Source organism: Leuconostoc carnosum, from assembly GCF_014207505.1.
In the GTDB taxonomy this organism is placed as follows: Bacteria; Bacillota; Bacilli; order Lactobacillales; family Lactobacillaceae; genus Leuconostoc; species Leuconostoc carnosum.
On record NZ_JACHGL010000001.1, the window covers coordinates 264,805 to 289,570 of the forward strand.

The following is a 24,766-nucleotide window of genomic DNA, read 5'->3' on the forward strand; positions in this document are numbered from 1 at the left end:
GTTTTAAATCTATATATGTGAGGGAAATTTATGACAGAAATAAAATGGTGGCAAGAAGCCGTTGTCTACCAAATCTATCCACGGAGTTTTCAAGATAGTAATGGTGATGGCATCGGCGATATTCCTGGCATTATTCAACATTTACCCTATTTAAAAAAATTGGGTATTCAAGTGATTTGGTTAAGTCCCATTTATCAATCACCAAATGATGATAATGGGTACGATATTAGTGACTATCAAAAAATATTACCAGAATTTGGTACGATGACTGATGTTGAAGAGATGCTTCAAGTTGCACATCAATTGGGATTGAAGATCATGATGGACTTAGTGGTTAATCATACGTCAGACGAACACAACTGGTTTAAGGCAAGCCGTAAAACAAAAAATAATCCTTATCGTGATTACTATATTTGGCGTGATCCAGTCGATGGTCATGAACCTAATAATTGGCTGTCTGATTTTGGTGGGTCAGCATGGACCTATGATCAACAGACCGAACAGTATTATCTGCACATCTTTTCTAAAAAACAGCCAGATTTAAATTGGGATAATCCGGTGTTGAGAAATGAGATTTATGCTACCATGACGTGGTGGCTAAATAAAGGTGTTGATGGCTTCCGAATGGATGTGATTAATCTTATTTCAAAAGACTCTGATTTCCCTGATGATCCAAATGTAGATGCGGTCAATCATACCTCATCAATGAATTTTGTAGCAAATGGGCAGCATGTCCATCACTATTTAAAAGAGATGAATCAGCAAGTATTGTCGCATTACGATGTTATCACTGTGGGCGAAGCGCCTAATGTCACGACAGCTGATGCAATAAAATATGCAGGGTTAGATTCAAATGAATTACAAATGGTCTTCCAGTTTGAGCATGTTGAAATTGATAATAGTCCCGAAGGATTAGGTAAATGGAGCGATGAACGTTTCAAGTTGGTGGATTTGAAGCGGATTTTATCAAAATGGCAATCGGCGCTAGATGGGAAAGCATGGAATAGTCTATACTGGAATAATCATGATCGACCACGTGTGGTATCACGTTTTGGTAACGATTCGGATGAATATCGTGAAAAGTCTGCCAAAATGTTGGCAGTGACACTGCATTTTATGCAGGGGACACCTTATATTTATCAAGGTGAAGAAATTGGGATGACCAATATCGCCTTATCATCAATTAATCACTATCAAGATATCGATACACGTCATGCTTACCAAGATTTAGTAGTCGACCAAAAGCGAGTAACGCCAGAAAGAATGATGCAATTTATACATCATTCTTCTCGAGATAATGCACGTACACCGATGCAGTGGGATAACACAGTTAATGCTGGTTTTACAACAGGGCAACCATGGTTAACTGTCAATCCAAATTATCGGCATATTAATGTCAATCAATCGCTTGAAGATGAACATTCAATCTTTCATTTTTATAAAAAAATTATTGCCTTACGACAACAGCTACCTATTATCACAACTGGGCGATATGAAGTTTTGGATTTAGAGGATAACGATGTTTATGCTTACAAACGTGTTGATGGCGAATCGCAGTTATTAATTGTCAGTAATTTTTCTAGTACAGAGCAGACGCGTCATTATCAATTAGGTCAGCAGGCTGAATTACTCATCAGTAATTATGCAGACGATGCCGGTGATTTACTAAGACCATATGAATCTAAAGTATATTTAGAGAATGTTTAAACGTTTAAATGTAAGCGCTTACTAAAATTATTAAATAGACTAGAGGACTTGCACTAGTCAAGGAGAATATAATGGTGGATATAAAAACACAAAATAGAAGAGAATTACCGATACTAACCAGTATGCAGCTATTTTTAATGACTGTTGGGTACGCTGGTGTACAAGTTGCTTTTTCAGTGCAAACTGGAAATATGGGAAGAATTTTTCAGACGTTAGGAACAGATCCGACGAAACTTGGTTTCTTCTTTATTCTACCGCCTTTAGCCGGTATGATCACACAACCGCTTGTTGGTATGTTTTCAGATAAAACATGGATTCCAAAATTAGGCAGACGAATACCATACTTGATAGGTGGATGTCTTGTTTCATTAATTGTTTTGTTGCTATTGCCAAATACTGGTTCATTTGGTTTTGGTTATGGTTCACTTACTGCACTCTGGTTTGGTGCCGTTACAGTTTTGTTCATGGATTTATCAGCCAATGTGTCCATGCAGCCATTTAAAATGATCATTCCAGACATGGTGAATCAGTCTCAAACTGATAAGGCATGGAGTTTGCAAAATATATGGGGTAGTTTAGGTGGTGTGATTGCCTTTATGTTCCCTTTCATTTTGACAACATTTGGGGTGCCTAATACTGCCGCACGTGGTGTTGTGCCAGATTCTGTAAAAATATCATTCTATGTTGCAGCTGGTATCTTGCTTTTATCAACAATTTTCACATTAAAAAATGTTAAAGAGTATGACCCAGAAACTTTGGCATATTATCATGGCTTTGCAAATGCAGATAAGAAGCACGAATCGTTACTTGATATTTTGAAGCATGCACCAAAAGTTTTTTGGACATTAGGTATTGTAGAATTCTTTATTTGGTTTGGTATTCCTTATATGTGGACGTACTCAACAGGTGCTTTATCTGAAAATATATGGGGTGTGTCAGACCCAGCTTCTGCTGGATATCAAGCAGCTGGTAACTGGTTTGGTATTTTACAGGCTGTTTATTCAATTGTTGCTATTATTGTTGGTCTCTTTTTCCAAAAATTGAATAATAGTACACGAAAAGGCGCTTTCTTCTTGAGTCTTATCGCTGGTGGTTTAGGATTCTTAGTTGTGGCTTATGGGCACACACACTTGACTTCATTTATTGGTTTTGTATTGATTGGTATTGGTTGGATCGCCATTATATCAATTCCATTTACCATTTTAACCAACGCGTTAAACGGTATGCATGACGGTGTATATTTAGGTTTGTTTAATTGCTTTATCTGTATACCACAAATTGTTGCTTCAATTGCTAGTTTTGCTATTTTCCCAGCAGTAGGAAAGTCAATGGCACATATGCTTGCAATTGCTGGTGTTTTCTTAATGATAGGTGGTTGCTTGATCTTTATTGTTAAGGAAGAAAAATAGAATTTAGAAAAGGGGTTAGAAATTATGACAAATAACATTAAATGGTGGCAAAAGGCAGTTGTATATCAGGTTTATCCAAGATCATTTCAAGATGCAAATGGTGATGGCATAGGAGATTTGAAAGGGATTGAACAGCGGCTTGATTATATTCAAAAATTAGGCGCGGATGTGATTTGGTTAAATCCAATTTACGCTTCACCCGACAAAGACAATGGTTATGATATTTCTGATTATGAAGATATTAACCAAAAATTTGGAACCATGGCTGATTTTGATGATTTATTAGAAAAAGCGCATGATAAAGGTCTAAAAATATTAATGGATTTGGTGGTCAATCACACTTCTGATCAACATCAGTGGTTTATTGAGAGCCGTTCGTCTAAAGATAATGACAAGCGTGATTTTTATATTTGGCGTGATCCGGTTGATGGTCATGAACCAAATAATTGGGGATCATTCTTCTCTGGCCCTGCTTGGAAATTTGATGAAGCGACTGGTCAATATTATCTCCATTTATTTGTTGAGGGACAACCTGATTTAAATTGGGCCAATCCAGAAGTTAGACAAGCAGTGTTTGATATGATGAACTTCTGGGTAGATAAAGGTATTGATGGCTTCCGTATGGATGTTATTTCATTAATTTCAAAACCAGATGGTTTGCCAGATGGTGAAGTACCAAATAATGGTGAATATGGTAATTCAGATAAAGCAGTAGCCAACGGTCCCCACGTCCATGACTATCTTCAAGAAATGCGCCAAAAAGTTTTAAACCGTGCTGATATGATGACTGTTGGTGAGGCATCGGGTGTTGATATTACTAATGCTGTCCGATATGCTAATACAGATGGTTCTGAATTGAATATGGTATTTCAATTTGAACATATGGGATTAGATAATAACCCAAATCCCGCATTAAGTAAGTGGTATGACAAAAAAGTATCATTGGTTGATTTGAAGGAAAACTTATCAAAATGGCAAAATGAATTGGCTGGTAAAGCCTGGAACTCACTTTACTGGGATAATCATGATCAGCCACGAGCAGTTTCTCGATACGGAGATGATAGGCCAGAATATCGCGTTGTTTCAGCAAAAATGGTTGCCACATTGCTTCATTTTCTTCAAGGCACACCGTACGTTTATCAAGGTGAAGAAATTGGTATGACTAACGCTTATAACCTCAAACGTGAGGATTTTGATGATGTAGAAATTAAGCAAGCTTTTAAATATCTTGTGGAGAAAACTAAGTTAGTTGATGAAAATACTATGCTTAATTACGTTCATGCTAAAGGGCGTGATAATGCAAGAACACCCATGCAGTGGGATGATTCAGAGAATGCTGGGTTTACAACAGGTACACCTTGGTTGAAGTTGAATAGTAATTATGACAGTATCAATGTCCAAGAAGCGTTGGCGGATAAAAATTCTATTTTCTATTATTATCAAAAATTAATCCGTTTACGTCATGATATGCCAATTATAACAACTGGTATTTATGAGTTGCTAGATGCGCAAGATGCTGAAGTATATGCTTACCGACGTGTCGGCGAAAAAGACCAATTACTAGTAATTAATAATTTCACAGATCAAAAATTAACGCGAGAATACCATGTACCAAGTGATGCTAAATTGATTATTAGTAATTATTCTGATGATCAAGGTGAGACACTACGACCATACGAAGCCAAAGTTTATCTTTTTAAGAAGTAATAGTGGCATCGTGTGAATATTAAAATTGACTTGACTTTGATCGCTGTTAAAGATATGATAAAAACATATATTAAAGCCGATGAAATTGGAAAAATTATTGTTTAGTCAATCAGAAATTTTGCGTATGATGCGAGCAAAACAAAGACATAATTTTAGACACCTTTGAGGTCGCTGTTGTTTAAGGCAGTGCGTGGTAGCGCGATAAGCAGCAGAAGTGATACCTTAGGGTATCAATATTTAAGGTGGTACCGTGCAATTGCGCCCTTAACGAGAAATCGTTAAGGGCGTTTTTCGGTTTTTCAATTAAAAATATTAAGGAGAAAATTGATGTATATTTTCATACGTCAAGAATAAAATAATTATGTCAAAATCTATATTCCAACGGCCAAAGGGTACCGCTGATTTATTACCCGATCAAACTGCCCAGTGGCAACATGTTGAAAGTGTCGCACGGTTACTTTTTGGTGATTATAATTTTAAAGAAGTTAGAACACCAATATTTGAAAATTTTGATGTTTTTTCACGTTCAGCAGGTGATACGTCTGATGTTGTGACCAAAGAAATGTATGATTTTCATGATAAAGGTGATCGTCATGTTGCACTTAGACCTGAGGGTACTGCTGGCATTGTGCGTGCTTATGTTGAAAATAAGTTATTTGGGCCAGAATTTGATAAGCCATACAAAGTTTTTTATATGGGACCAATGTTTCGCTATGAACGACCACAGGCTGGCCGTTTTCGTCAATTTCATCAAATTGGTGTCGAGGCTTTTGGGTCCAATGCACCAGCACTTGATGTTGAAATTATTGCAATGGCGGTAGATTTTTTCAAAATTTTAGGTTTGAAAAATTTAAAAGTAGCAATTAATACATTGGGTGACCGCGAGTCACGAGATGCGTATCGTCAGGCTTTAATTGACTATTTAACACCGCATAAAGCTGAATTATCTGTTGACTCACAAGAGCGATTAGATAAAAATCCGTTACGTGTTTTGGATTCAAAAGACCCACGAGATCAAGTATTTGTTGCAGATGCACCATCTATTTTGGATTATTTATCAGATGAAGCAACAACACATTGGCAGCAAGTAAAGGCCTTATTACAAGCGTTGGCTATTGATTTTGAAATTGATACAACAATGGTTCGTGGCCTGGATTATTACAATGATACGATATTTGAAATCATGACCGTTGATGAAAACTTAAAAGGCGCAGCTACAATTGCTGGTGGCGGTCGCTATTCTGGTTTAGTGTCAGAATTTGGTGGACCTGAAACAGCTGGTTTTGGTTTTGGTATTGGGGTGGAACGCTTAATCAACTTATTGAATGCGCATGATGTTGCGCCAAAAGTTAATCATGATTTAGATTTCTATATTGTCAATATTGGGATCGCAACTGATCTTGTTGCAACTCAAATTGTACAAAGTATTCGTTCATTTGGTTATATTGCCGAACGCGATTATTTAGCACGTTCAGCTAAAGCACAATTTAAGACAGCTGATCGCCAGCATGCAAAATATGTTGTTACAATTGGGGAGCAAGAATTAGCCAACCATACAGCTAAAATTAAAAATATGACTACTGGTCAGCAGAAACTGGTAAAGTTAGCAGATTTGTATACAGATTTGCCAACCATTATTGATTCAGAAGGAGATGAACAATGAAACGTACAACTTATGCAGGATTAATTGATGAAAGTTATCTTGGACAATCTGTCAAATTGGCTGGATGGGTCCAGAAACGTCGTAATTTTGGCGACTTGATTTTTATAGATTTACGTGATCGTGAGGGTATCGTACAATTAACGTTCAACGCAACAAACGCTGAGTCGCTTAAGGTTGCAGACGAAATGCGTAATGAGTATGTGGTGTCAATTACCGGGGAAGTTGTTAAACGTAAAGAAAGCCAGATTAATGATAAAATCAAATCAGGTACGGTTGAGATTGATGTTGTCAGTGCTAAAATCTTGTCACAGTCAAAAACGCCACCATTTTACATTGAAGATGACGTTAATGCCAATGAGGAGCTGAAATTACAGTATCGCTATTTAGACTTGCGCCGCCCAGAAATGCAGAAAAATCTTAGAATTCGTTCGAAAATTATGTCTAGCGCTAGTCACTTTATGGACAATAATGATTTCATTAATATTGAAACACCCATTTTAGCCAAATCAACACCAGAAGGAGCACGTGATTATTTGGTACCTTCACGTATTTTCCCAGGTTCGTTTTATGCACTACCACAATCGCCACAGCTTTTTAAGCAATTATTAATGGGCGCAGGATTTGACCGTTATTTCCAAATTGCACGTGCTTTTCGTGATGAAGATTTACGTGGCGATCGTCAGCCAGAATTTACGCAAATGGATGTGGAAATGTCATTCATGTCGGCAGACGAAATTCGTGCGCTAGTTAATGAATGGGTTAAGGCAATGATGAAAGACGTTGTTGCGTTTGATTTGGATACGAAAAAAATTCCAACATTAACATGGCAGGAATCAATGGACCGTTTTGGTACAGATAAACCTGACCTACGTATTGCATATGAAATTCATGATTTATCTGATCTTATGAAACAAAGCGAGTTTGGTGTCTTTTCTAAGGCTGTTCAAGACGGTGGTGTTGTCAAAGCTATTGCCATTCCTGGCGGTGCAGCGCACTATTCACGTAAAGATATTGACAAGTTGGCCCAATATATTGAGCGTTTTGGTGCTAAAGGTTTGGCTTGGTTAAAGGTTACTGAAGAAGGTGTTACTGGACCAATTGCTAAGTTTTTCCCTGAAGCAAGTCAGTTAGTTAAGGCTGCTGGTGCACATGTTGGTGATTTGTTGCTCTTTGGTGCTGGACGTAACGATGTTGTTTCGGCAACATTAGATTATTTGCGTCGTCAAACAGCGCAAGATCTTAATTTAGTTGATCAAACAAATCCATGGGCATTTGCTTGGATTGTGGATTGGCCACTATTTGAATATTCAGAAGATTTTGATCGTTGGATTGCTGCCCATCATCCATTCACAATGCCAAACGAAGAAGATTTGCACTACTTAGATGAAGGGGAAGATCCTCATCAAGCACATGCACAAAGTTATGACCTTGTGTTAAATGGTTATGAATTAGGTTCTGGTTCAATTCGTATTCACAGTATGGCGATTCAAGAAAAAATGTTAAAAGCACTTGGCTTCACACCGGAAAAAGCACATGAAGCTTTCGGATTCTTACTAGAAGGTATGTCATATGGTTTCCCACCAATGGGTGGTATTGCTTTGGGACTCGATCGCTTAGCCATGCTACTAGCTGGTCAAGAAAATATTCGTGAAGTGATTGCTTTCCCAAAGAATTCTCGTGCCACTGAACCAATGACAGAAGCACCAACACGCGTTGATGGCAAACAATTAAATGATTTAGGGTTATTTGTGCCAGAAAGTGACTAATAGAATAGGTTTTTGAAAATAAAATGTTAGTATCGTATTTTATAATTGCTAATGTTATGATTAGATGGGCTAATCGTTAGAGAATATTATTTGACCTTGACAGTTTGAAAGTATTTTACTGATAAGTTCAAAAAATAAAAGTATCAATCCAGAGGGAATAGGAACTATAAAGTGCGTTAATTATGCAAAAACTTATTCACAATTTTATGAAAAACCAATACGCTAGTCGTGTTGGTGGCGCTGTATTTTATGGTGTCATTGTTGCATTTGCTATGAATTATTTCTGGCGTCCAGGGCATATTTATTCGTCAGGTTTTACTGGATTTGCGCAGCTAGTTACGACATTGACTGGGGATAGAATACCTGTCGCTTTAGCACTAGCATTGGTTAACTTACCAATGTTAGTAATTGCTTGGTGGAAGTTATCTTGGCGTTTTGCTACTTTTACCACGTTGGCAGTATTATTAAGTTCGGGTTTGATGCCATTATTTGATACAAGGCGTATTTTAACACCTGATCCATTGATCAATGCCATGTTTGGTGGGGCGCTTAATGGTATGGCGGTAGGAACCGCCTTACGTTATGGCGTTGGTACCGGTGGTTTAGATGTTATTGGTTTACTAGTTAAGAAGCATTTCGGTTTCAAAATGGGACCCATTAATCTTGGCTTTAATGCATTAATTATGGTTGGTGCAGGATTAACTTATGGTTGGAAATATGCTTTGTATTCAATTGTTGGTGTGATTATTAGTTCACGTATGATTGATGCTTTTTATACACGTCAGCAGCAGATGCAGGTGATGATTATTACAACTAAACCAGATGAAATGGTTGATGGTATTCAACGAAAAATGCGTCGAGGCGTCACGATTATTAATGATGCGCGTGGTGGTTATACAGGTCAAGAGCGATCAGTTTTGCTAACAGTGATCACGCAACAAGAGCGCTACGAATTACGTGAGGCAATGCGAGAAGTGGACGCACAAGCTTTTTCATCTACTTGGAAGATTGAGCATACTGTCGGTCGTTTTTATGAACCGGAGTTATAATGTTTGATTATCAAGACAAAAACGTCAACACATATGTGTTGACGTTTTTTATTTACAAAGTAACGGTTGGCGCAGCAGTAGATGCAAACTTACGATGTGATAAGAAACCGAATATAAGTGTAAATACAATAGCACCAATAGCTGGCATTCGCGAGTCAGATTCGAAGAACAAACTAATATAAATACCGGCAAAGAAGATAAGCGTTAGTGGGCTAGTCCAATTATAACCAGGCATGACGAAGCCATTAGGCATAAAATCAGTAGATTCTCGGAACTTACGATGCGCATACATCGTCATACCATAAACAATAATATACATATTTGAAGAAATTGCTGTGATGAAACCAAAAGCACTTGTTATTTGAGGAATTGAATTAATAATAGGTGATAAGAGTACTAAAATAGCAGTCAATATAATGGCTTTGGCAGGTACACCATGAGTCGAAATTTCTTGGAATTGCTTCATAAAATGTGAGTCAGACTCTTCAGCCAGTTGATAAAAATGGCGACCGGCTGAGTATATAGCTGAGTTTAAGGCAGAAGCTGCTGAAGTTAAGACAACGAAATTAATGACAACGGCTGCAGCTTTGAAACCAGCCAACTGAAAGACCATGACAAAGGGACTTTGATTAGGTGTTTTAGCAATAACGTGCCAATTGATAATAGACATAATAATTACCATGGCACCAAGATAAAAAATAAGAATTCTTAGAATAATCGTATTAATTGCTTTTGGTAGTACTTCTCTTGGATTTTGTGTTTCCGCAGTTGTAATGCCAACGAATTCCATGCCTTGAAACGCGAAGAAAACCATAGGGAAAGCAGCAAAGAACATGCTAGCGCCATTAGGGAATAGTGAAAAATTAGAGAAGACATTACCAAACGATGCTACCGTATGACCACCACTGGCGGGTGACTTGAAGCCTGTGAAAATTAGGAAAAGTCCAGTAATTATCATGGCTACAATAGCAATAATTTTAATCATGGCAAACCAATATTCTGTTTCACCAAATAATCTAACGGCAACTAAGTTTATCATAGTCAGAATAGCCAAAAAGACAATTTGGATTAACCAAGTTTGTAAGTTAGGAAACCAGAATTTAACATATGTGGATACTGCCGTTAATTCAGCCATAGCCACGAATAGTAGTCCAATCCAATAAGACCACCCGGCAAAGTAACCGGACCCAGCGCCAACATATTTACTAATGAAAGAAACAAATGTATGTTGGGAAGGGTCTGCATAAAGCATTTCACCAATACCACGCATCATGAGAAAGAAAAAGAAACCTAATGCTGCATAAACAATTAAAATTGAAGGACCAGTTTTGGCAATTGAATTACCAGCGCCTAAAAATAGTCCTGTACCGATTGTGCCACCAATGGCAATCATTTGAACATGTTTCTTTTTCAAGCCTCGAATTGTACCGTCGTGATTTATAGTTGTATCTGTATATTTCATCATAGTAAACATTGCCTCCCTTGATTGAGGACAAGTTTATCATAATTATCATTAAATCTTCATTTTTTGTTGCACAACAATAAAATAAAAAATTGTGCAAAGTGACTAATTAAGTAATAATATGGCGAGCTGAATATCAACTAAAACATCTGGCATATCTAAATTGACATCAAGTAATTCAGAAATGTGTTTTAGACGATAATTAATTGTATTACGGTGGACAAACATTGCACTAGCAACAGCAGTCACATTTTGATGCAAAAACATGTAAGTTTCTAAAGTTTGCAAAAGTTCTGGATTGTCTAAAATGGGGCCAAGATTTTTTTCGACAAAAGCGCGACTTTCTTGTTGAGGCAATAAATTCAGTAACTCATGCGCACTTTTTGGGCGAAAACGCATGATTGGGTGAGATTTAGATGTCAGTTTCAAAGCATTATTAGCCTGTTCATATAAATCATTTAACTTATGAATCGTTTCGGTTATACGTGAAAATCCAATAGTGAAACGGTGCTCTAATTTAGATTGCTTTCTTAAAAAATTATACAAATTCTGTAAAAAAATACGCGGATTAATGACATCAGCAATTAGTAAAACTAATTGTTGCTTATATGAAAAAATTAAAACAGGCCAATCAGATTCATTAATAAACCATCGTGTGAGTGTCTGTAAAATTTCAAATTGTCGTATTTCAATAATTGATTTACTAGTTGTAAAATCTAATACAGCTATCGCATACTGTGTTTGTACATCAATGTTAATGTTGCGTAAATAATGGTTAATTGCTTCAGTACCTAAATCGCCTTGCATAATATTTAAAAAGAAACCGGAAAGATTTCTGAATTCTGTTTCGTTAATGAGGTCTGTGCGTGAATTAGCTAATCCAACTGCGTTGATGACCTGGGTACGTTTAAGTAATTGAAAATCGGATAAAGGTTGAGAAGGTGCCTGAATTGCTACGAATGCTTTATTTTCATTAAGTGCAGAGAATATAGGTAGAATGTCAAACTGTTTACCATTAAATGTTACAATCACCTTTTCTTGCAAATTAAGATAGTCAATATTCGACTGTGTGCGTAAAAATGAAGTGAAAAATTCACGTTCCTTCAACAAAGCATTACTAGCATATAAAGCTGAAAAATGGGAATCAAGTAACATTAATGGGGCATCGAGAATTTGAGCACTCAAATCAAGAAGATGTTGATAAGTATTGTGGTGGTTAATAAAAGATAGTTGTTGATTAATGGTAACAATTTCATGTAACTCGTTATTATGTGTTGCGTTGATGATTTGATTTATTTTGGTAAATGTTGTAGACATCGGTTCATCATCTAGTAACCAAATCATTAATATATGATGTTGATTGGCCAGTTCTTGAATATCATGATCAATTGTATTCATGTGACGATTAGCTTTAATACCAATGCCAGAGCTATGGTGTTTATCTAATGAGATAATTAGCTGTCGCAAGCGATCGTTATGATTTTGAAATAAATAGCCAGTCGTCACTATAAATTGATCAGGAACAAGATATTCTTCGAAATTAGGTGTATCTACGATGCCCACATGATTTATTTCACGATTAAGGCCATTTTGACCAGCAATTAGCTCAAAACTAGGCGCTAAAGGATCTTTTAAAAAACTATTCAATTGCATAGCAACCTCCAATGTATGGTTATTATTATGGCATACTGCACAACTATCCACAAATATTATGTCACTTTTGCTATACATGAATTGTGGAAATTGTAGCTGATTGTGTTAGAGTAAGAAAAAAAGGATAGATAAGGAGCTGTATTATGCAAACACAAATGCGATCGGAAAGAAAAATCATTAGTAATATTCTCAAAGGTTCGTTGGGAAATCTAATTGAGTGGTTTGATTGGTATGTCTATGCTTCTTTTGCAATCTATTTTGCGCCGTCATTTTTCCCTAGCCATGATAAAACAGCTGAATTATTAAGTACAGCAGGTGTCTTTGCGATTGGCTTTTTAATGCGACCATTAGGTAGTTTAGTGTTGGGAAAGTATGCCGACCAACATGGTCGTCGTGCTGCTTTAACGCTATCAGTATTAATTATGGCTGCTGGGTCATTTGTTATTGCGATCATTCCTAGTTACGCGACAATTGGTATTTTTGCACCAATTGTTTTGGTGTTAGCACGCCTGTTTCAAGGTTTATCATTGGGGGGTGAGTATGGCACTTCTGCCACATATTTATCTGAAATGGCTAGTCGTGATCATCGTGGTTTCTATGCATCGTTTCAATATGTGACTTTGATTAGTGGACAATTAATTGCTTTAGGTGTTCAAATTATCCTACAATTAACGCTATCTGAAGCGCAATTAATGCAGTGGGGATGGCGTATACCATTTTTTATTGGTGCATTAGGTGCAATAGCTGTCTTATTTTTGCGATTAGGTATGGAAGAATCAGATCAATTTAAAGCGCAAACAGGCAAACCAAAAGGTCATTTACGAGAACTGATGCGTTATCCAAAAGCTGTTTTGACAGTTGTTGGCTTAACACTCGGTGGTACAATTGCTTTTTATACTTATACGACCTATCTACAAAAGTTTATGATTAACACAGCTGGTTTACCAACTCAAGAAGTGACCACCATTAACTTTTTAGCATTATTAATTTTTATGATTTTGCAACCCATCGCTGGTGCAATTTCTGACAAAATTGGCCGTCGACCTTTATTGTTTTGGTTTGGTGGTTTAGGAACAATTTTTACTATTCCTATTTTTGTGACATTGTCACATGTTAAGACAAGTTGGGAAGCGTTTTTACTGATGTTAGCTGGACTAGTCATTGTTACCGGTTATACGTCAATTAATGCCATTGTAAAAGCCGAAATGTTTCCCACAGAAATCAGAGCGTTGGGTGTTGGCTTACCTTATGGTTTAACGGTTGCAATTTTTGGTGGTACTGTTGAATATCTTGCATTATATTTAAGAAAAATCCATCATGAAAGCCTATTCTTTGTCTATGTAACGGTCGTTATTTTTATTAGTTTATTAGTTTATTGGCGGATGAGTGATACTAAGAAAACTTCTAAATTAGATGAATAAGTGATAAGATTTTATATAATTTAGTTTAAAAACGAGGTTGGAATATGACAACGCAACAAGATTTACTTGATTCGGTTAAAGAACAGACAATGTTATCTGAACTATCAGCACTATCAGGGTGGGATGCCTTAACAGGTATGCCAAAAGATGCAGGCCATTTTCGGGCAGAGGTAGATGCCTATCTAGCTGAAAAGACCTTTCAGCTATCTACAGGTGCTGGAAGGGAAAAGTTATTAACGAACTTAGAAGCAGACGGATCATCGCTTGATGCCTTAGGTCAGCTTGTCCTTGAAAAAGCACGCAAAGATTTTGATTTAACAGGTAAAATTCCAGAAGAGGATTTTATTGCTTTTCAAAAAATATTATCACAAGCACAGGATTTTTGGGCACAAGCACGTGAAGCCAATGACTATAACATATTCAAACCGTATGTGGAAAAAATTATTGGATATTTAAAACAGTTTATCCCACTTTGGCAAACAAATGAGAAAACACCCTACGATGTGTTATTGAATCAATATGAACCTGGGTTGACAGTAGCTAAGTTGGATCAAGTTTTCGAACAAGTTAAAAAAGGTGTGACTATTCTACGCGAACGATTGGCAGAATCTGGTAGCTTACCAGATGACACTTTTTTGCATCGTCGTGTAACGAAGCAACAGCAGCGTGATTTTTCGATAGCAGCAGCTCAACGTCTAGGTTACAGTTTGGATAAAGGGCGACTAGATGACACAATTCATCCTTTTATGGAAGCGCTAAATCGAGATGATGCACGGATTACTACTCGCTGGGATGAAAATAATTTTCAAATGGCGGTGCTTGGTATTTTACATGAAGCAGGTCACGGATTATTCGAACAAAATGTTGATAGCAAGTATGATGATGCGCGTGCTGTGTTACCGATTAGCATGAGTATTCATGAGTCACAGTCATTATTCAATGAGGTCATGATAGGTCGTTCAAAAGAATTCTGGATAGCTGAGTATCCTAAGTTACAGGCAGAAGTTTCACCAGTCTTAGATGATATTGCTTTTGATACTTTTTATAGCGGTTGGTTAAAAACTGAACCCACATTAATTCGTACTGAAGCTGATCCTTTGACATATCCATTGCATATTATTATTCGTTATGAAATTGAAAAAGCAATTTTCAATGATCATATTGACTTGGCTGAACTACCAGCACTTTGGCAATCTAAATACAAAGAATATCTCGGGTTGGACGTCCCTGACGATTTAACAGGTATCTTGCAAGATATTCATTGGGCTGGTGGGTCATTTGGGTATTTCCCAAGCTATGCGCTAGGTCATCTATATGCGGCTCAATTTAGAGCAACTATGATTAAAACTTTAGATTTCAAAGCAATCTTTGGGTCAGGTGACTATTCGCCAATCTTTAATTGGCGTAAAGAAAATATTTGGCGGCATGGTGGGGCAGTTGATCCCAATAAGATTTTAGAAGAAGTGACAGGTGAGATACTTAATCCACAATATTGGTTAGACTTCATGACTGACTTGTATACCGATGCTTATCAATTATAAAAAATTGAGGTGTATTGTGTAATGCAACCATTAACTTTAAAACAATTCAATGAAACTTACTTTTACAAAACTGAACTTGTACAATTATGTCAACGATATAGATTGCCTACGTACGGAACAAAGGCCGAACTGAATAATTATATTCGGTTATATTTAAGAGGGCAACCAGTTAATACAATTCATCCAGTCAGGGTAGCCCAGTCAAAAAGTCAATTGAAGTTAGAAGAGATAACATTAAATACAAAACTGGTTGGTTCTGGTTTTTCATTCAATGATGAAGCAAGACAATTTTTTGCTCATTATTTTGATGTTGCTCAATTTTCTTTTACAAAAGAAATGGCAGCACTTAAGCGCCAAGCAGAAGCAACACAAGATACTAATATGTCCGTAGGCGACCTGATATCAGAATGTCAGAAGCTAGCTCAGTTAAAACAGTATAATCAAATCATACAGAGGACACCTGAAGAACAGACTTATCAATGGAATAATTTTGTGAAGGCATTTTGTCAAAGCCCAGAAAGTCAACAGTTTAGTCAGAAATTAAAAGTTGCTTCAATTTTGTGGCATCATGTTAAGCAATCAAAACGCGCTAAAAAATATACACCTGATTTGATTAATGTGTATGTTTCAGATATCAGACAATTTCATAATTAAAATGTCATTGGATTTGTTCTCAAACATGTTTTTTAATAACCTAAACACTAACTGATATGACTCAATTAAAAGTCGACTTATTGTAAAGACGGCAATTGACATCAATGCTTATTTTTGGTAAAATTAATAAGTATTTACAGCATGTCGTTAAAACGAAATAAAATGCGAGAAAGGAGGGTTATCACATGGCAAAGGTCATCGTACGTAAGAACGAATCTTTGGATGATGCATTGCGTCGCTTTAAGCGCGGTGTTTCAAAGGACGGTACTCTCCAAGAATACCGTAAGCGCGAATTCTATGTTAAGCCTTCAGTTGCTCGTAAATTGAAGTCTGAAGCAGCACAAAAGCGTAACAAGAAGAAGGGCCGTTAATTGGTTCTAAACGTCACTTCGGTGACGTTTTTCTTTTGCATTTTATGTTAAAATAAAAATATACAAAACTAGAAAGAAGAATGACAATGAGCCTTTTAGAAACACTCAACGCAGATATCAAGCAAGCTATGAAGGACAGAGATAAGGGAACATTGTCTGTTATTCGCATGGTTAAGTCAACTGTCATGAATGAACAAATTAGTTTGGGACATGATTTGACTCAGGAAGAAGAACTGACAGTGCTATCTCGCGAAGTGAAGCAACGTCACGATTCTTTGTCAGAATTTGAAAAAGGTGGTCGTGAAGACCTAGCTGCAGGCATTCGGTCAGAACTTGAAATTTTGTCAAAGTATCTTCCTAAGCAACTTTCAGAAGCTGAAGTTCAAGCAATTGTGGACGCAGCTATTGCAAAAACTAACGCTTCGACACCTAAAGATATGGGTAAAGTGATGGGAATTGTGACACCGCAAGTCAAAGGAAAAGCTGACGGTAAGTTAGTAGCAACTCTTGTCAAATCAGCATTAGCTTAATCTCATCGGCTTCGGCCGTTTTTTTGTGGCTTATGTTAACTTATCCGTGTTAAACTAAAGTATTAAAGAAAAACACGTGAAGTTGCGTGTCAGAGGAAAAAATAATGACGAATCCAACAGTTGGTACAGTAATAAAAGCTAACGTTACTGATGAAAATGATAAGTACTTCTTTGCCCAAGTGGACGGCTTTACTTATGAAATTGATAAAACTGAACTTGAAAAGCCACTTAAATTAGGTGGTTTTGTGACAGGCTTTGCTTATGAAAATGAGAATCATCGCTTGCAAATTACTAAGCAGATGCCCACAGTTCAAAAAGATATATATGGTTGGGGAACTGTCGTAGCGAACCGACATGATTTAGGTGTGTTTGTTTCAATTGGTTTGCCAAACAAAGATCTAGTGGTGTCGATCGATGATTTACCTACAATTCAAGCGCTATGGCCACAAAAAGGTGATAAACTACTACTTTCTATTAAAGAAGATAAGAAAGGTCGTCTGTGGGGAGAAATTGCACAACAAAATATCGTTGCTGCTGTTTCACGCCGTGCCACGCCTGAATTGAAATCTAAAACAGTCAAAGCGACTGTGTATCGTAATAAAATTGCTGGGACACTGGTGATTACTGACGAATATTATTTAGGCTTTATACATCCATCACAACGTGATGATGAACCTAGATTGGGGCAAGTTGTTGACGCACGTGTTATTGGCGTACGCGATGATGGGGCACTTAATTTGTCAATTAAGCCATTGGCTTACAAAACAATGAGTGAAGATGCTCAGTTCTTATTGTTGCAATTACAGCGTCGTGCAGATCACTTTATGCCATTTAATGACAAAAGTAACCCAGAATCGATTAAGCGTCAATTTGGATTTAGTAAAAGCCAGTTCAAACGTGCATTAGGCCATCTTTATAAAGAACGCTTGATTGAACAAGTTGATGATGGTATCAAGTTAGTTGAGAAATAATGACACAAGAGATGGATAATGCGATTGTCGATTATTTGCACTATATTCGGATTGAACGTGGTTTATCAGAAAATACGATCAAGAGTTATCGGCAAGATTTACAACAATTTAATGCTTATGCGACACAAAAGAAATGGTCATTAAATGATATTGACCACTTCTTGATTTTGGCGTGGTTAAATCAGTTACAAATTCTTGGTAAATCAAATAATTCTGTTATACGTATGGTAACTGCTTTACGAAAGTTTTTCGGCTATTTATCACAAGAGCAACTCATCTTACACAATCCAATGATTGACGTCAAACCGCCAAAAAAATCATCTCATCTACCTGCAGTATTAACAGTGGCAGAGATTGATGCGCTATTACAAGTGTCGATTGAGCAAACGGCCCTAGGTATACGTAATCGTACACTCCTAGAAGTCATGTATGCTACGGGGCTTCGTGTGAGTGAACTTGTCAATTTAAAAATGAGTGACTTACATTTGCAGCTGGGGTTAATTCAAACCATAGGTAAAGGTGATAAAGAGCGTATTATTCCGATTGGGGATGTGGCTTCAGAGTGGTTAGAAAAGTATTTTTCTGGTAGCCGTTTGGCTTTGCTAAAAGAGCGTGAGTCGGATTTTGTATTCTTAAATGATCGTGGGAATCAATTAACGCGGCAAGGTGTCTGGAAAATTATTAAAAAATTAGTTTTGGAAGCCGGTATCACCAAAAATGTTTCACCGCATACCTTGCGACATTCATTTGCTACTCATATATTAGAGAACGGCGCTGATTTACGTATCGTACAGGAATTATTAGGACATGCTGATATTTCCACAACACAAATATATACCCATATTTCTAAAAAGCGATTAAGTGAAGTTTATGATAATTCTCATCCAAGAGCTTAATAGGGTAAAAACTTGACAGATGACGTAGTAATGAAACATGAATTGAGGTTTAGAAATGTTAACACAAGCCAGAAATGACAATCAAAAAACTGTGATGGGCATTCTATCATTATTGCCTGGTATGCGTGAATTACCTTATTTGAATGCAGAGATGGCTTGGTATGATATTACTAGCACAAGATGTTTGTATCTGTGGCAAAGTGATAAACGCGCACAGGGTGTTTTGGGCGTGGAATTCATGTCAGACGATATTGTATTAATTCGGCATATTGCTTTAACGCCTGAATCACGAACCGTACCAAACTATTTTGCAATATTATCTGAATTTCAAAGTCAAAATCTAAGTGCTTTTATCATGGGGACGCTAGATAATCAAAAGTTAATTAATAAATGGAGAAAAGCAACATCGCAGTAAGTAGTTTAACAATTAAATTAAGCGAATTTGAAGGTCCGTTAGATTTATTGCTACACCTCATTAAAAAATCCGAAATGGATATCTTTGATCTGCCAATCGCAACGATTACAGAACAATATCTAGCTTTTATTCATCATCAGCAAGATATGCAGCTTGATGTGGCAAGTGAATATTTAGTTATGGCAGCTACTTTAGTACAAATTAAGTCAACAGACTTACTACCAGAAGAAGAATTTGAAGATGAACTGATTGTCGAAGACTTTGTAGATCCACGTGAAGAGCTGATGTTACAGCTGCTAACCTATAAGCAATTTCAAGTTGCGAGTGAGGCACTGAAAACGCGTCAGCATCCTGAACAACAATCTTTTGGTCGTTTACCAATGACTATACCAAGCGATGCGGGTCCTGAAACATTTTTATCGCCAGGACTTGGTTTGGTTGATTTACAAGTGGCTTTTTCACACCTATTAAGTAAAAGAAGGCGACAACAACCAATAAGTCGACGTGTTGTTAGTGAAAAATACACAATGGCGGATGCAATGAATAACATCAAAAAGCATTTTGCAGCGCTTCAAGTTGGTGATGTGGTCAATTTTGAGTTATTATTTGATGGTGTTTATGAACGTGAGCCACTGGTAATGACTTTTTTGGCATTACTTGAAATGGCAAAATCTGATCAGATTTTATTACATCAAGATGATACAGATTCCGAAATATTTTTAGAGATTGAGAAAATAGGAAATAATGAATAATTTAAGTCAAGTGGAAGCCTTATTATTCGTGGCTGGGGATGAAGGTATTAGTATCAAAGACATTTGTACGATTACAAAGTTTGATAAACCAGCAGTCATCACATTGATTGATGAATTGGCGGCAAGATATGAAAATGATTTGGTGAGTGCATTAGAAATTCGTGAAGCAGATAACGCATATCGTTTAGTAACTAAACCGGCATTAGGTGCTACGGTAAAAGATTATTTTGATTCACCAGTGAATGCTACTTTATCACAAGCACAACTCGAAACATTGGTGATTGTTGCTTATAAACAACCAATTACACGTGTTGAAATTGATCAGATACGTGGCGTGCAATCGTCAGGGACATTGCAAAAATTAATGGTACGACAATTAATTATGGCAACAGGTCGGAAAGATGAGCCTGGTCGGCCGATTATGTATGGAACAACTACTGAGTTTTTAGATTACTTTGGTTTAAAAACAATATCAGAATTACCACCTTTACCAGAAGTTGATACCTTAGATATTGATGATGAAGGTAGTGAATTGTTTACTAGCGCATTTGAAGCGCGTGTGGCAGAAACGGAAGAAGAGAATACAGATGTTTGAAGAAGCACAACGATTACAGAAAGTTATTGCACAAGCTGGCCTTGCCTCGCGTCGTGGCGCTGAAGAACTAATCAGCAGTGGTCGTGTTCAAGTTAATGGTGTGACAGTAACGGCATTAGGTACTAAAGTTCAACAAAATGATACAGTTGCTGTTGATGGTGCGCCGATTGAAGGCCGTGAAAAGTTAGTTTATTACGTACTAAATAAACCACGTGGTGTTGTTACAACTAATGATGATGATAAGGGGCGCAAAACGGTTTTAGATCTTTTAGATGAAGTGGACCAACGTGTCTATCCGGTTGGTCGGTTAGATTATGATACAACTGGTGTGTTGCTTTTAACCAATGACGGGGAAATGGCTAACCAACTTATGCATCCAAAATCGCGCGTCGATAAAGTTTACGTGGCTAAAGTTGAAGGTGTTGCATCAGATGATAAATTGGCACCATTGAAGCGTGGGGTTGTCATTAAAGGCCGAAAGACTGCGCCTGCGCGTGTTGCAATTGAACGTATTGATAAGGCAAAGAAAACGAGCATGATTCGTCTCGTTATTCATGAAGGCCGTAATCACCAAGTTAAAAATATGCTTCAAAAAGTCGGATTACCGGTTTCTAAATTAACACGCGAGCAATACGCTTTCTTAGATCTAACTGGGTTACAGTCTGGTGATTATCGTAAATTAACTGGCGCAGAAGTGAGACGCTTAAAATCAGGTGATTACAAGGGGTATCGTAGAAAATAGTTAAGTATTGCAATTTGATAATTTATATGCTAAGATAATGAAAATTGAATATACTTCAGGGTCAGGTGAAAATCCTAACCGGCGGTGAAACATACTTGATATGGTAAGCCCGCGACCTGCGATAGCAGCTGATCTGGTTTGAATCCAGAGCCGACCGTAAAGTCGGGTATAAAGAAGTTAAAAAAGAAAGTTAAAGCTGTCTTTTTGTTGTGCCCTGACAATTAGACGCTTTTTTTGAGGCAAAAATATGTCTATTTCAACAGCAACACGAACACAGCGTCTGACGTTAATTGCTATTTTAAGTGCAATTTCGTTTAGTTTAATGATTTTTCCGCAGTTTCCAATTGTACCCGGAGCTGATTTTCTAAAAGTGGATTTTTCAATTGTACCAGTTATGATTGCATTATATTGGCTTGGGTTATCAGCTGCTATATCAACAATTGTGATACGTACAATACTGAAGCTGGTATTGGCCAATGAAGGTGTAAATACTTATCTAGGTTTACCAGTTAATATTGTAGCGATGTTATCGTTCATTATTGTCATATTTATAATGATGCCACGTTTTCAAGAAACCAGTATGGTTCGACAAGCTATTGCTATTGTTGTCAGTACAATCATTTTGGCATTTGTTGGGATTATGATGAATCTGTTTATTGCCGTACCACTTTATTCGCAATTTGCAAACTTTGATATTCCTAAGTATATAGGGCTATGGCGTTATTTAGTTGCAATGGTTTTGCCGTTTAACCTCATTCAAGGGGTTATCTGGGGTGCTGTAAGTATGATGGTATTAACGATGATTAAGCCACTGCATAGGCGTTTTAATTCTTAATAAAAGATTATAAACACAAACAATCACCATGTGGTAAAATTTTAAGTAAACAGATGATGATGGAGGTCGTTTCTATTATGAACGATTTTGACCCAAATAAAATGAGCCGTTCAGCACGTTCAAAAAAACAAAAATTCGAGCCTAAATTTTCTCGTGAATCAGATCACAAAAAACAAGGTGGTAGTGGCTTGCGTATTTTTTTGATTGTTGCAGCTTTCGCAATTCTATCAAGCGTGCCTATTTATGGGGCATGGGCTAATCGCAAGACCCCCGAAAAGCAAGCAACACCAACAACAAGCAGTAAAACAACAACAGATTCTAGTCAAAAAAAGTCGTCGTCATCTGATCAAAGTTCATCTCAATCGTCAAGTACGACTTCAGAATCAAGCGAGGAGTCGGTATCTTCTAGCTCCGAAGTACAATCAAGTGAAACCGATAGTGCTGAGACTAGTAGCTCAGCTACTGAACCAAGTTCATCTAGCAGTGCTGCGACGAATACGGCTGTACTAGGCTCTGATCAAACATTGTATAATTTTGCTATGACGCATGGCATGACAACTGATCAGGTAGTTGCGTTAAATCCAGGATTATCGGTTAGTAACTATACACAATATAGTGGTCAGAATTTAAATATTCAATAATTCAGAGGAAAACATGACAAAATATTTTCAAGTAGCCATTGATGGACCGGCATCAGCGGGTAAATCAACCATTGCCAAGATAATAGCTAAAAATTTGAAATATGTGTATGTTGATACCGGTGCGATGTACCGATCAATTACATTAGCTGCTAAAAAAGCAGGTATCTCATATGAAAATGAAGAGCAAATTGCCGAATTACTACCAAATATCTCGATTCGTTTTGAACCAGGGGTACCAGTCCAACGTGTTTTTTTAAATGATGAAGAGATAACTGAGGCTATTCGGTCGACAGATGTCACCAACAATGTATCGTTAGTCGCTTCGTATGCCTCAGTAAGAGAGAACTTATTAAAATATCAACGTCAAATTGCTACTGATAATCACGTTATCATGGATGGACGTGATATTGGAACAACGGTATTACCAGATGCACAAGTCAAAATTTTTTTGGTAGCAAGTGTTGAAGAGCGTGCAGAACGACGTTATAAAGAGAATACAGCCAAGGGCATGACGCCTGATTTTGAAACCTTAAAAAAAGATATTGAAGATCGTGACTATAAAGATTCACATCGCGAAATTAGTCCGTTAACTCAAGCTAGTGATGCAATATTGGTAGATACAACGGGTTTATCAATTGAAGAAGTTGTGTCGAAAATCACAAATATTATTAAAAAGAATCAAAATAACTAATTTAACAGCGTGAAAACGCTGTTTTTACTATACAAAAGATAATTATTCTGGTAAACTATATCCATAGTGTAAATTGTAGGAGGACGTTAGACGTCATGAGTGAAACAAACAACGAGTTCTTAGCAGCTCTTGAAAGCGCAGCAGATCAAATCAAGGTGGGGGATGTTATTACAGGTGAGCTTTTGACCATTGATAATGATAACCAAGCAGTAATTGGTCTGCCTACCGGTGAAGAAGGAGTTGTGCCAGCACGTGAGTACTCAGACGATCGTAACATCAACCTGGCAGACGAATTGAAAATTGGTGACAGCATTGAGGCTGTTGTGATTTCTAATGTAACAAGCGACAAGGAAGGTGTTTCATACTTGTTGTCAAAGAAGCGCTTAGATGCTCGCAAGGCATGGGAAAACTTGAACTTTGGTGAAGGCGACACTGTTGATGCTAAAGTTATTAATGCCGTTCGTGGTGGTTTGATTGTTGATGTTAATGGTGTACGTGGATTTGTTCCTGCATCAATGGTTGCAGAACGCTTTGTATCTGACTTGAATCAATTCAAGAATAAGGACATTAAAGCACAAGTTATCGAAATCGATCCTGCTAATGCACGTTTGATTTTGTCACGTAAGGCAGTTGCAGCACAAGAACGCGGCGCACATTTGGCTGAAGTATTCAGCAAGTTGACTGTTGGTGATGTGGTTGAAGGTACAGTTGCTCGTTTGACTGACTTCGGTGCATTCGTTGACTTAGGTGGTGTTGATGGTTTGGTCCACGTATCAGAAATCTCACATGATCGCGTAAAGAACCCTGCAGATGTTTTGTCAAAGGGTGAAAAGGTTAATGTTAAGATTTTAGCATTAGATACTGAAAAGGGTCGCATTTCATTGTCAATTAAAGCAACACAACCTGGACCTTGGGATAAGGCAGCTGAAGAAATTGCTGCTGGTGCAGTCCTTGAAGGAACAGTTAAGCGCGTTAAGGATTTTGGTGCATTCGTAGAAGTTTTGCCTGGTATTGAAGGCCTTGTTCACGTCTCACAAATTTCAAATAAGCGTATTGAAAATCCTTCAGAAGTTTTGAAGTCAGGTGATAAGATTCAAGTTAAAGTCTTAGACATCAAGCCAGCTGAAGAACGTATCTCATTGTCAATGAAGGCTTTGGAAGAAAAGCCAGAACATCAAGAACGTCGTGGTAAAGATGGATCAGCTTCACGTGCAGATATTGCTGCTTATAAGCAAGATGACGATTCAGGTGCTACATTGGGTGACATCTTTGGTGATAAGTTGTAAGATTAGTTA

The 24,766-nt window shown here is 37.3% G+C and carries 23 protein-coding genes and 1 riboswitch; of the genes, 21 read left to right on the top strand and 2 right to left on the bottom strand.

What is annotated here, in order from left to right:
- Positions 1-30: 30 nt before the first annotated feature.
- The 6 genes from HNQ98_RS01205 to HNQ98_RS01230 all read left to right on the top strand — a co-directional run bounded on the left by HNQ98_RS01205 (position 31) and on the right by HNQ98_RS01230 (position 9,301).
- Positions 31-1,707 (top strand): glycoside hydrolase family 13 protein, encoded by a 1,677-nt coding sequence (locus tag HNQ98_RS01205; protein WP_184284888.1) that lies wholly within the window; start codon positions 31-33, stop codon positions 1,705-1,707.
- A gap of 71 nt (positions 1,708-1,778) precedes the next feature.
- On the top strand, positions 1,779-3,116 hold the full coding sequence (locus tag HNQ98_RS01210; RefSeq protein ID WP_135197510.1) for an MFS transporter: 1,338 nt from the start codon (positions 1,779-1,781) through the stop codon (positions 3,114-3,116).
- 24 nt (positions 3,117-3,140) lie between these two features.
- Positions 3,141-4,823, top strand: a complete 1,683-nt coding sequence (locus tag HNQ98_RS01215; protein ID WP_135197509.1) for a glycoside hydrolase family 13 protein — start codon at positions 3,141-3,143, stop codon at positions 4,821-4,823.
- A gap of 361 nt (positions 4,824-5,184) precedes the next feature.
- The gene (gene hisS / locus HNQ98_RS01220; protein ID WP_135197508.1) at positions 5,185-6,486 is read left to right on the top strand and encodes a histidine--tRNA ligase; all 1,302 of its coding nucleotides are present in this window, start codon (positions 5,185-5,187) and stop codon (positions 6,484-6,486) included.
- On the top strand, positions 6,483-8,252 hold the full coding sequence (aspS, locus tag HNQ98_RS01225; protein WP_135197507.1) for an aspartate--tRNA ligase: 1,770 nt from the start codon (positions 6,483-6,485) through the stop codon (positions 8,250-8,252). The genes hisS and aspS overlap by 4 nt, the downstream gene beginning before the upstream one ends.
- Before the next feature lie 182 nt (positions 8,253-8,434).
- Positions 8,435-9,301: a YitT family protein gene (locus tag HNQ98_RS01230; protein WP_135197506.1), complete on the top strand. Its 867-nt coding sequence runs from the start codon at positions 8,435-8,437 to the stop codon at positions 9,299-9,301.
- 52 nt (positions 9,302-9,353) lie between these two features.
- Here HNQ98_RS01230 and HNQ98_RS01235 read toward each other — a convergent pair whose 3' ends face one another.
- Both HNQ98_RS01235 and HNQ98_RS01240 read right to left on the bottom strand, forming a co-directional pair.
- Positions 9,354-10,766, bottom strand: a complete 1,413-nt coding sequence (locus HNQ98_RS01235; RefSeq protein WP_135197505.1) for an amino acid permease — start codon at positions 10,764-10,766, stop codon at positions 9,354-9,356.
- 102 nt (positions 10,767-10,868) lie between these two features.
- Entirely contained in the window at positions 10,869-12,416 is a 1,548-nt protein-coding gene (locus HNQ98_RS01240; RefSeq protein WP_135197504.1) for a PucR family transcriptional regulator, read from the bottom strand.
- A 155-nt stretch (positions 12,417-12,571) separates the two neighbouring features.
- Between HNQ98_RS01240 and HNQ98_RS01245 the strand changes: the two genes are divergently transcribed.
- The 15 genes from HNQ98_RS01245 to rpsA all read left to right on the top strand — a co-directional run bounded on the left by HNQ98_RS01245 (position 12,572) and on the right by rpsA (position 24,757).
- Entirely contained in the window at positions 12,572-13,837 is a 1,266-nt protein-coding gene (locus HNQ98_RS01245; RefSeq protein ID WP_135197680.1) for an MFS transporter, read from the top strand.
- A gap of 44 nt (positions 13,838-13,881) precedes the next feature.
- Positions 13,882-15,378 (top strand): carboxypeptidase M32, encoded by a 1,497-nt coding sequence (locus HNQ98_RS01250; RefSeq protein WP_135198150.1) that lies wholly within the window; start codon positions 13,882-13,884, stop codon positions 15,376-15,378.
- Positions 15,379-15,399: 21 nt separating this feature from the next.
- Positions 15,400-16,032 carry an SAP domain-containing protein gene (locus HNQ98_RS01255; RefSeq protein ID WP_019040311.1) on the top strand — a complete coding sequence of 211 codons (633 nt, stop codon included), beginning with the start codon at positions 15,400-15,402 and terminating at the stop codon, positions 16,030-16,032.
- Positions 16,033-16,217: 185 nt separating this feature from the next.
- A complete protein-coding gene (gene rpsU, locus HNQ98_RS01260) occupies positions 16,218-16,403 on the top strand; it encodes a 30S ribosomal protein S21 (protein WP_004899901.1) in 186 nt (61 codons plus the stop codon).
- Positions 16,404-16,489: 86 nt separating this feature from the next.
- Positions 16,490-16,933 (top strand): GatB/YqeY domain-containing protein, encoded by a 444-nt coding sequence (locus HNQ98_RS01265; RefSeq protein WP_014974456.1) that lies wholly within the window; start codon positions 16,490-16,492, stop codon positions 16,931-16,933.
- Positions 16,934-17,037: 104 nt separating this feature from the next.
- A complete protein-coding gene (locus HNQ98_RS01270) occupies positions 17,038-17,904 on the top strand; it encodes a CvfB family protein (protein ID WP_014974455.1) in 867 nt (288 codons plus the stop codon).
- Positions 17,904-18,800 carry a site-specific tyrosine recombinase XerD gene (gene xerD / locus HNQ98_RS01275; RefSeq protein WP_184284889.1) on the top strand — a complete coding sequence of 299 codons (897 nt, stop codon included), beginning with the start codon at positions 17,904-17,906 and terminating at the stop codon, positions 18,798-18,800. The genes HNQ98_RS01270 and xerD overlap by 1 nt, the downstream gene beginning before the upstream one ends.
- Positions 18,801-18,855: 55 nt before the next feature.
- Positions 18,856-19,215, top strand: a complete 360-nt coding sequence (locus HNQ98_RS01280; protein WP_135198149.1) for a riboflavin biosynthesis protein RibT — start codon at positions 18,856-18,858, stop codon at positions 19,213-19,215.
- Positions 19,191-19,967 carry a segregation/condensation protein A gene (locus HNQ98_RS01285; protein WP_135197501.1) on the top strand — a complete coding sequence of 259 codons (777 nt, stop codon included), beginning with the start codon at positions 19,191-19,193 and terminating at the stop codon, positions 19,965-19,967. Before HNQ98_RS01280 ends, HNQ98_RS01285 begins: the two co-directional genes overlap by 25 nt.
- Positions 19,960-20,562, top strand: a complete 603-nt coding sequence (gene scpB / locus HNQ98_RS01290; protein ID WP_135197500.1) for an SMC-Scp complex subunit ScpB — start codon at positions 19,960-19,962, stop codon at positions 20,560-20,562. Before HNQ98_RS01285 ends, scpB begins: the two co-directional genes overlap by 8 nt.
- Entirely contained in the window at positions 20,555-21,304 is a 750-nt protein-coding gene (locus tag HNQ98_RS01295; RefSeq protein ID WP_135197499.1) for a pseudouridine synthase, read from the top strand. The genes scpB and HNQ98_RS01295 overlap by 8 nt, the downstream gene beginning before the upstream one ends.
- Before the next feature lie 47 nt (positions 21,305-21,351).
- Positions 21,352-21,487: riboswitch (FMN riboswitch) on the top strand.
- 64 nt (positions 21,488-21,551) lie between these two features.
- On the top strand, positions 21,552-22,139 hold the full coding sequence (locus HNQ98_RS01300; protein ID WP_135197498.1) for an ECF transporter S component: 588 nt from the start codon (positions 21,552-21,554) through the stop codon (positions 22,137-22,139).
- A 77-nt stretch (positions 22,140-22,216) separates the two neighbouring features.
- Complete coding sequence (locus tag HNQ98_RS01305; RefSeq protein ID WP_135197497.1) at positions 22,217-22,780, top strand: peptidoglycan-binding protein LysM; 564 nt, start codon at positions 22,217-22,219, stop codon at positions 22,778-22,780.
- 13 nt (positions 22,781-22,793) lie between these two features.
- Positions 22,794-23,471 (top strand): (d)CMP kinase, encoded by a 678-nt coding sequence (gene cmk, locus HNQ98_RS01310; RefSeq protein WP_014974447.1) that lies wholly within the window; start codon positions 22,794-22,796, stop codon positions 23,469-23,471.
- A 95-nt stretch (positions 23,472-23,566) separates the two neighbouring features.
- Positions 23,567-24,757, top strand: a complete 1,191-nt coding sequence (gene rpsA, locus HNQ98_RS01315) for a 30S ribosomal protein S1 (protein ID WP_184284890.1) — start codon at positions 23,567-23,569, stop codon at positions 24,755-24,757.
- Positions 24,758-24,766: the final 9 nt, after the last annotated feature.

Bases quoted from the DNA above. Each gene is read 5' to 3' on its own strand.
- HNQ98_RS01205 (WP_184284888.1), top strand. From the start codon at position 31: ATGACAGAAATAAAATGGTGGCAAGAAGCCGTTGTCTACCAAATCTAT.
- HNQ98_RS01210 (WP_135197510.1), top strand. From the start codon at position 1,779: ATGGTGGATATAAAAACACAAAATAGAAGAGAATTACCGATACTAACC.
- HNQ98_RS01215 (WP_135197509.1), top strand. From the start codon at position 3,141: ATGACAAATAACATTAAATGGTGGCAAAAGGCAGTTGTATATCAGGTT.
- hisS (WP_135197508.1), top strand. From the start codon at position 5,185: ATGTCAAAATCTATATTCCAACGGCCAAAGGGTACCGCTGATTTATTA.
- aspS (WP_135197507.1), top strand. From the start codon at position 6,483: ATGAAACGTACAACTTATGCAGGATTAATTGATGAAAGTTATCTTGGA.
- HNQ98_RS01230 (WP_135197506.1), top strand. From the start codon at position 8,435: ATGCAAAAACTTATTCACAATTTTATGAAAAACCAATACGCTAGTCGT.
- HNQ98_RS01235 (WP_135197505.1), bottom strand. From the start codon at position 10,766: ATGATGAAATATACAGATACAACTATAAATCACGACGGTACAATTCGA.
- HNQ98_RS01240 (WP_135197504.1), bottom strand. From the start codon at position 12,416: ATGCAATTGAATAGTTTTTTAAAAGATCCTTTAGCGCCTAGTTTTGAG.
- HNQ98_RS01245 (WP_135197680.1), top strand. From the start codon at position 12,572: ATGCGATCGGAAAGAAAAATCATTAGTAATATTCTCAAAGGTTCGTTG.
- HNQ98_RS01250 (WP_135198150.1), top strand. From the start codon at position 13,882: ATGACAACGCAACAAGATTTACTTGATTCGGTTAAAGAACAGACAATG.
- HNQ98_RS01255 (WP_019040311.1), top strand. From the start codon at position 15,400: ATGCAACCATTAACTTTAAAACAATTCAATGAAACTTACTTTTACAAA.
- rpsU (WP_004899901.1), top strand. From the start codon at position 16,218: ATGGCAAAGGTCATCGTACGTAAGAACGAATCTTTGGATGATGCATTG.
- HNQ98_RS01265 (WP_014974456.1), top strand. From the start codon at position 16,490: ATGAGCCTTTTAGAAACACTCAACGCAGATATCAAGCAAGCTATGAAG.
- HNQ98_RS01270 (WP_014974455.1), top strand. From the start codon at position 17,038: ATGACGAATCCAACAGTTGGTACAGTAATAAAAGCTAACGTTACTGAT.
- xerD (WP_184284889.1), top strand. From the start codon at position 17,904: ATGACACAAGAGATGGATAATGCGATTGTCGATTATTTGCACTATATT.
- HNQ98_RS01280 (WP_135198149.1), top strand. From the start codon at position 18,856: ATGTTAACACAAGCCAGAAATGACAATCAAAAAACTGTGATGGGCATT.
- HNQ98_RS01285 (WP_135197501.1), top strand. From the start codon at position 19,191: ATGGAGAAAAGCAACATCGCAGTAAGTAGTTTAACAATTAAATTAAGC.
- scpB (WP_135197500.1), top strand. From the start codon at position 19,960: ATGAATAATTTAAGTCAAGTGGAAGCCTTATTATTCGTGGCTGGGGAT.
- HNQ98_RS01295 (WP_135197499.1), top strand. From the start codon at position 20,555: ATGTTTGAAGAAGCACAACGATTACAGAAAGTTATTGCACAAGCTGGC.
- HNQ98_RS01300 (WP_135197498.1), top strand. From the start codon at position 21,552: ATGTCTATTTCAACAGCAACACGAACACAGCGTCTGACGTTAATTGCT.
- HNQ98_RS01305 (WP_135197497.1), top strand. From the start codon at position 22,217: ATGAACGATTTTGACCCAAATAAAATGAGCCGTTCAGCACGTTCAAAA.
- cmk (WP_014974447.1), top strand. From the start codon at position 22,794: ATGACAAAATATTTTCAAGTAGCCATTGATGGACCGGCATCAGCGGGT.
- rpsA (WP_184284890.1), top strand. From the start codon at position 23,567: ATGAGTGAAACAAACAACGAGTTCTTAGCAGCTCTTGAAAGCGCAGCA.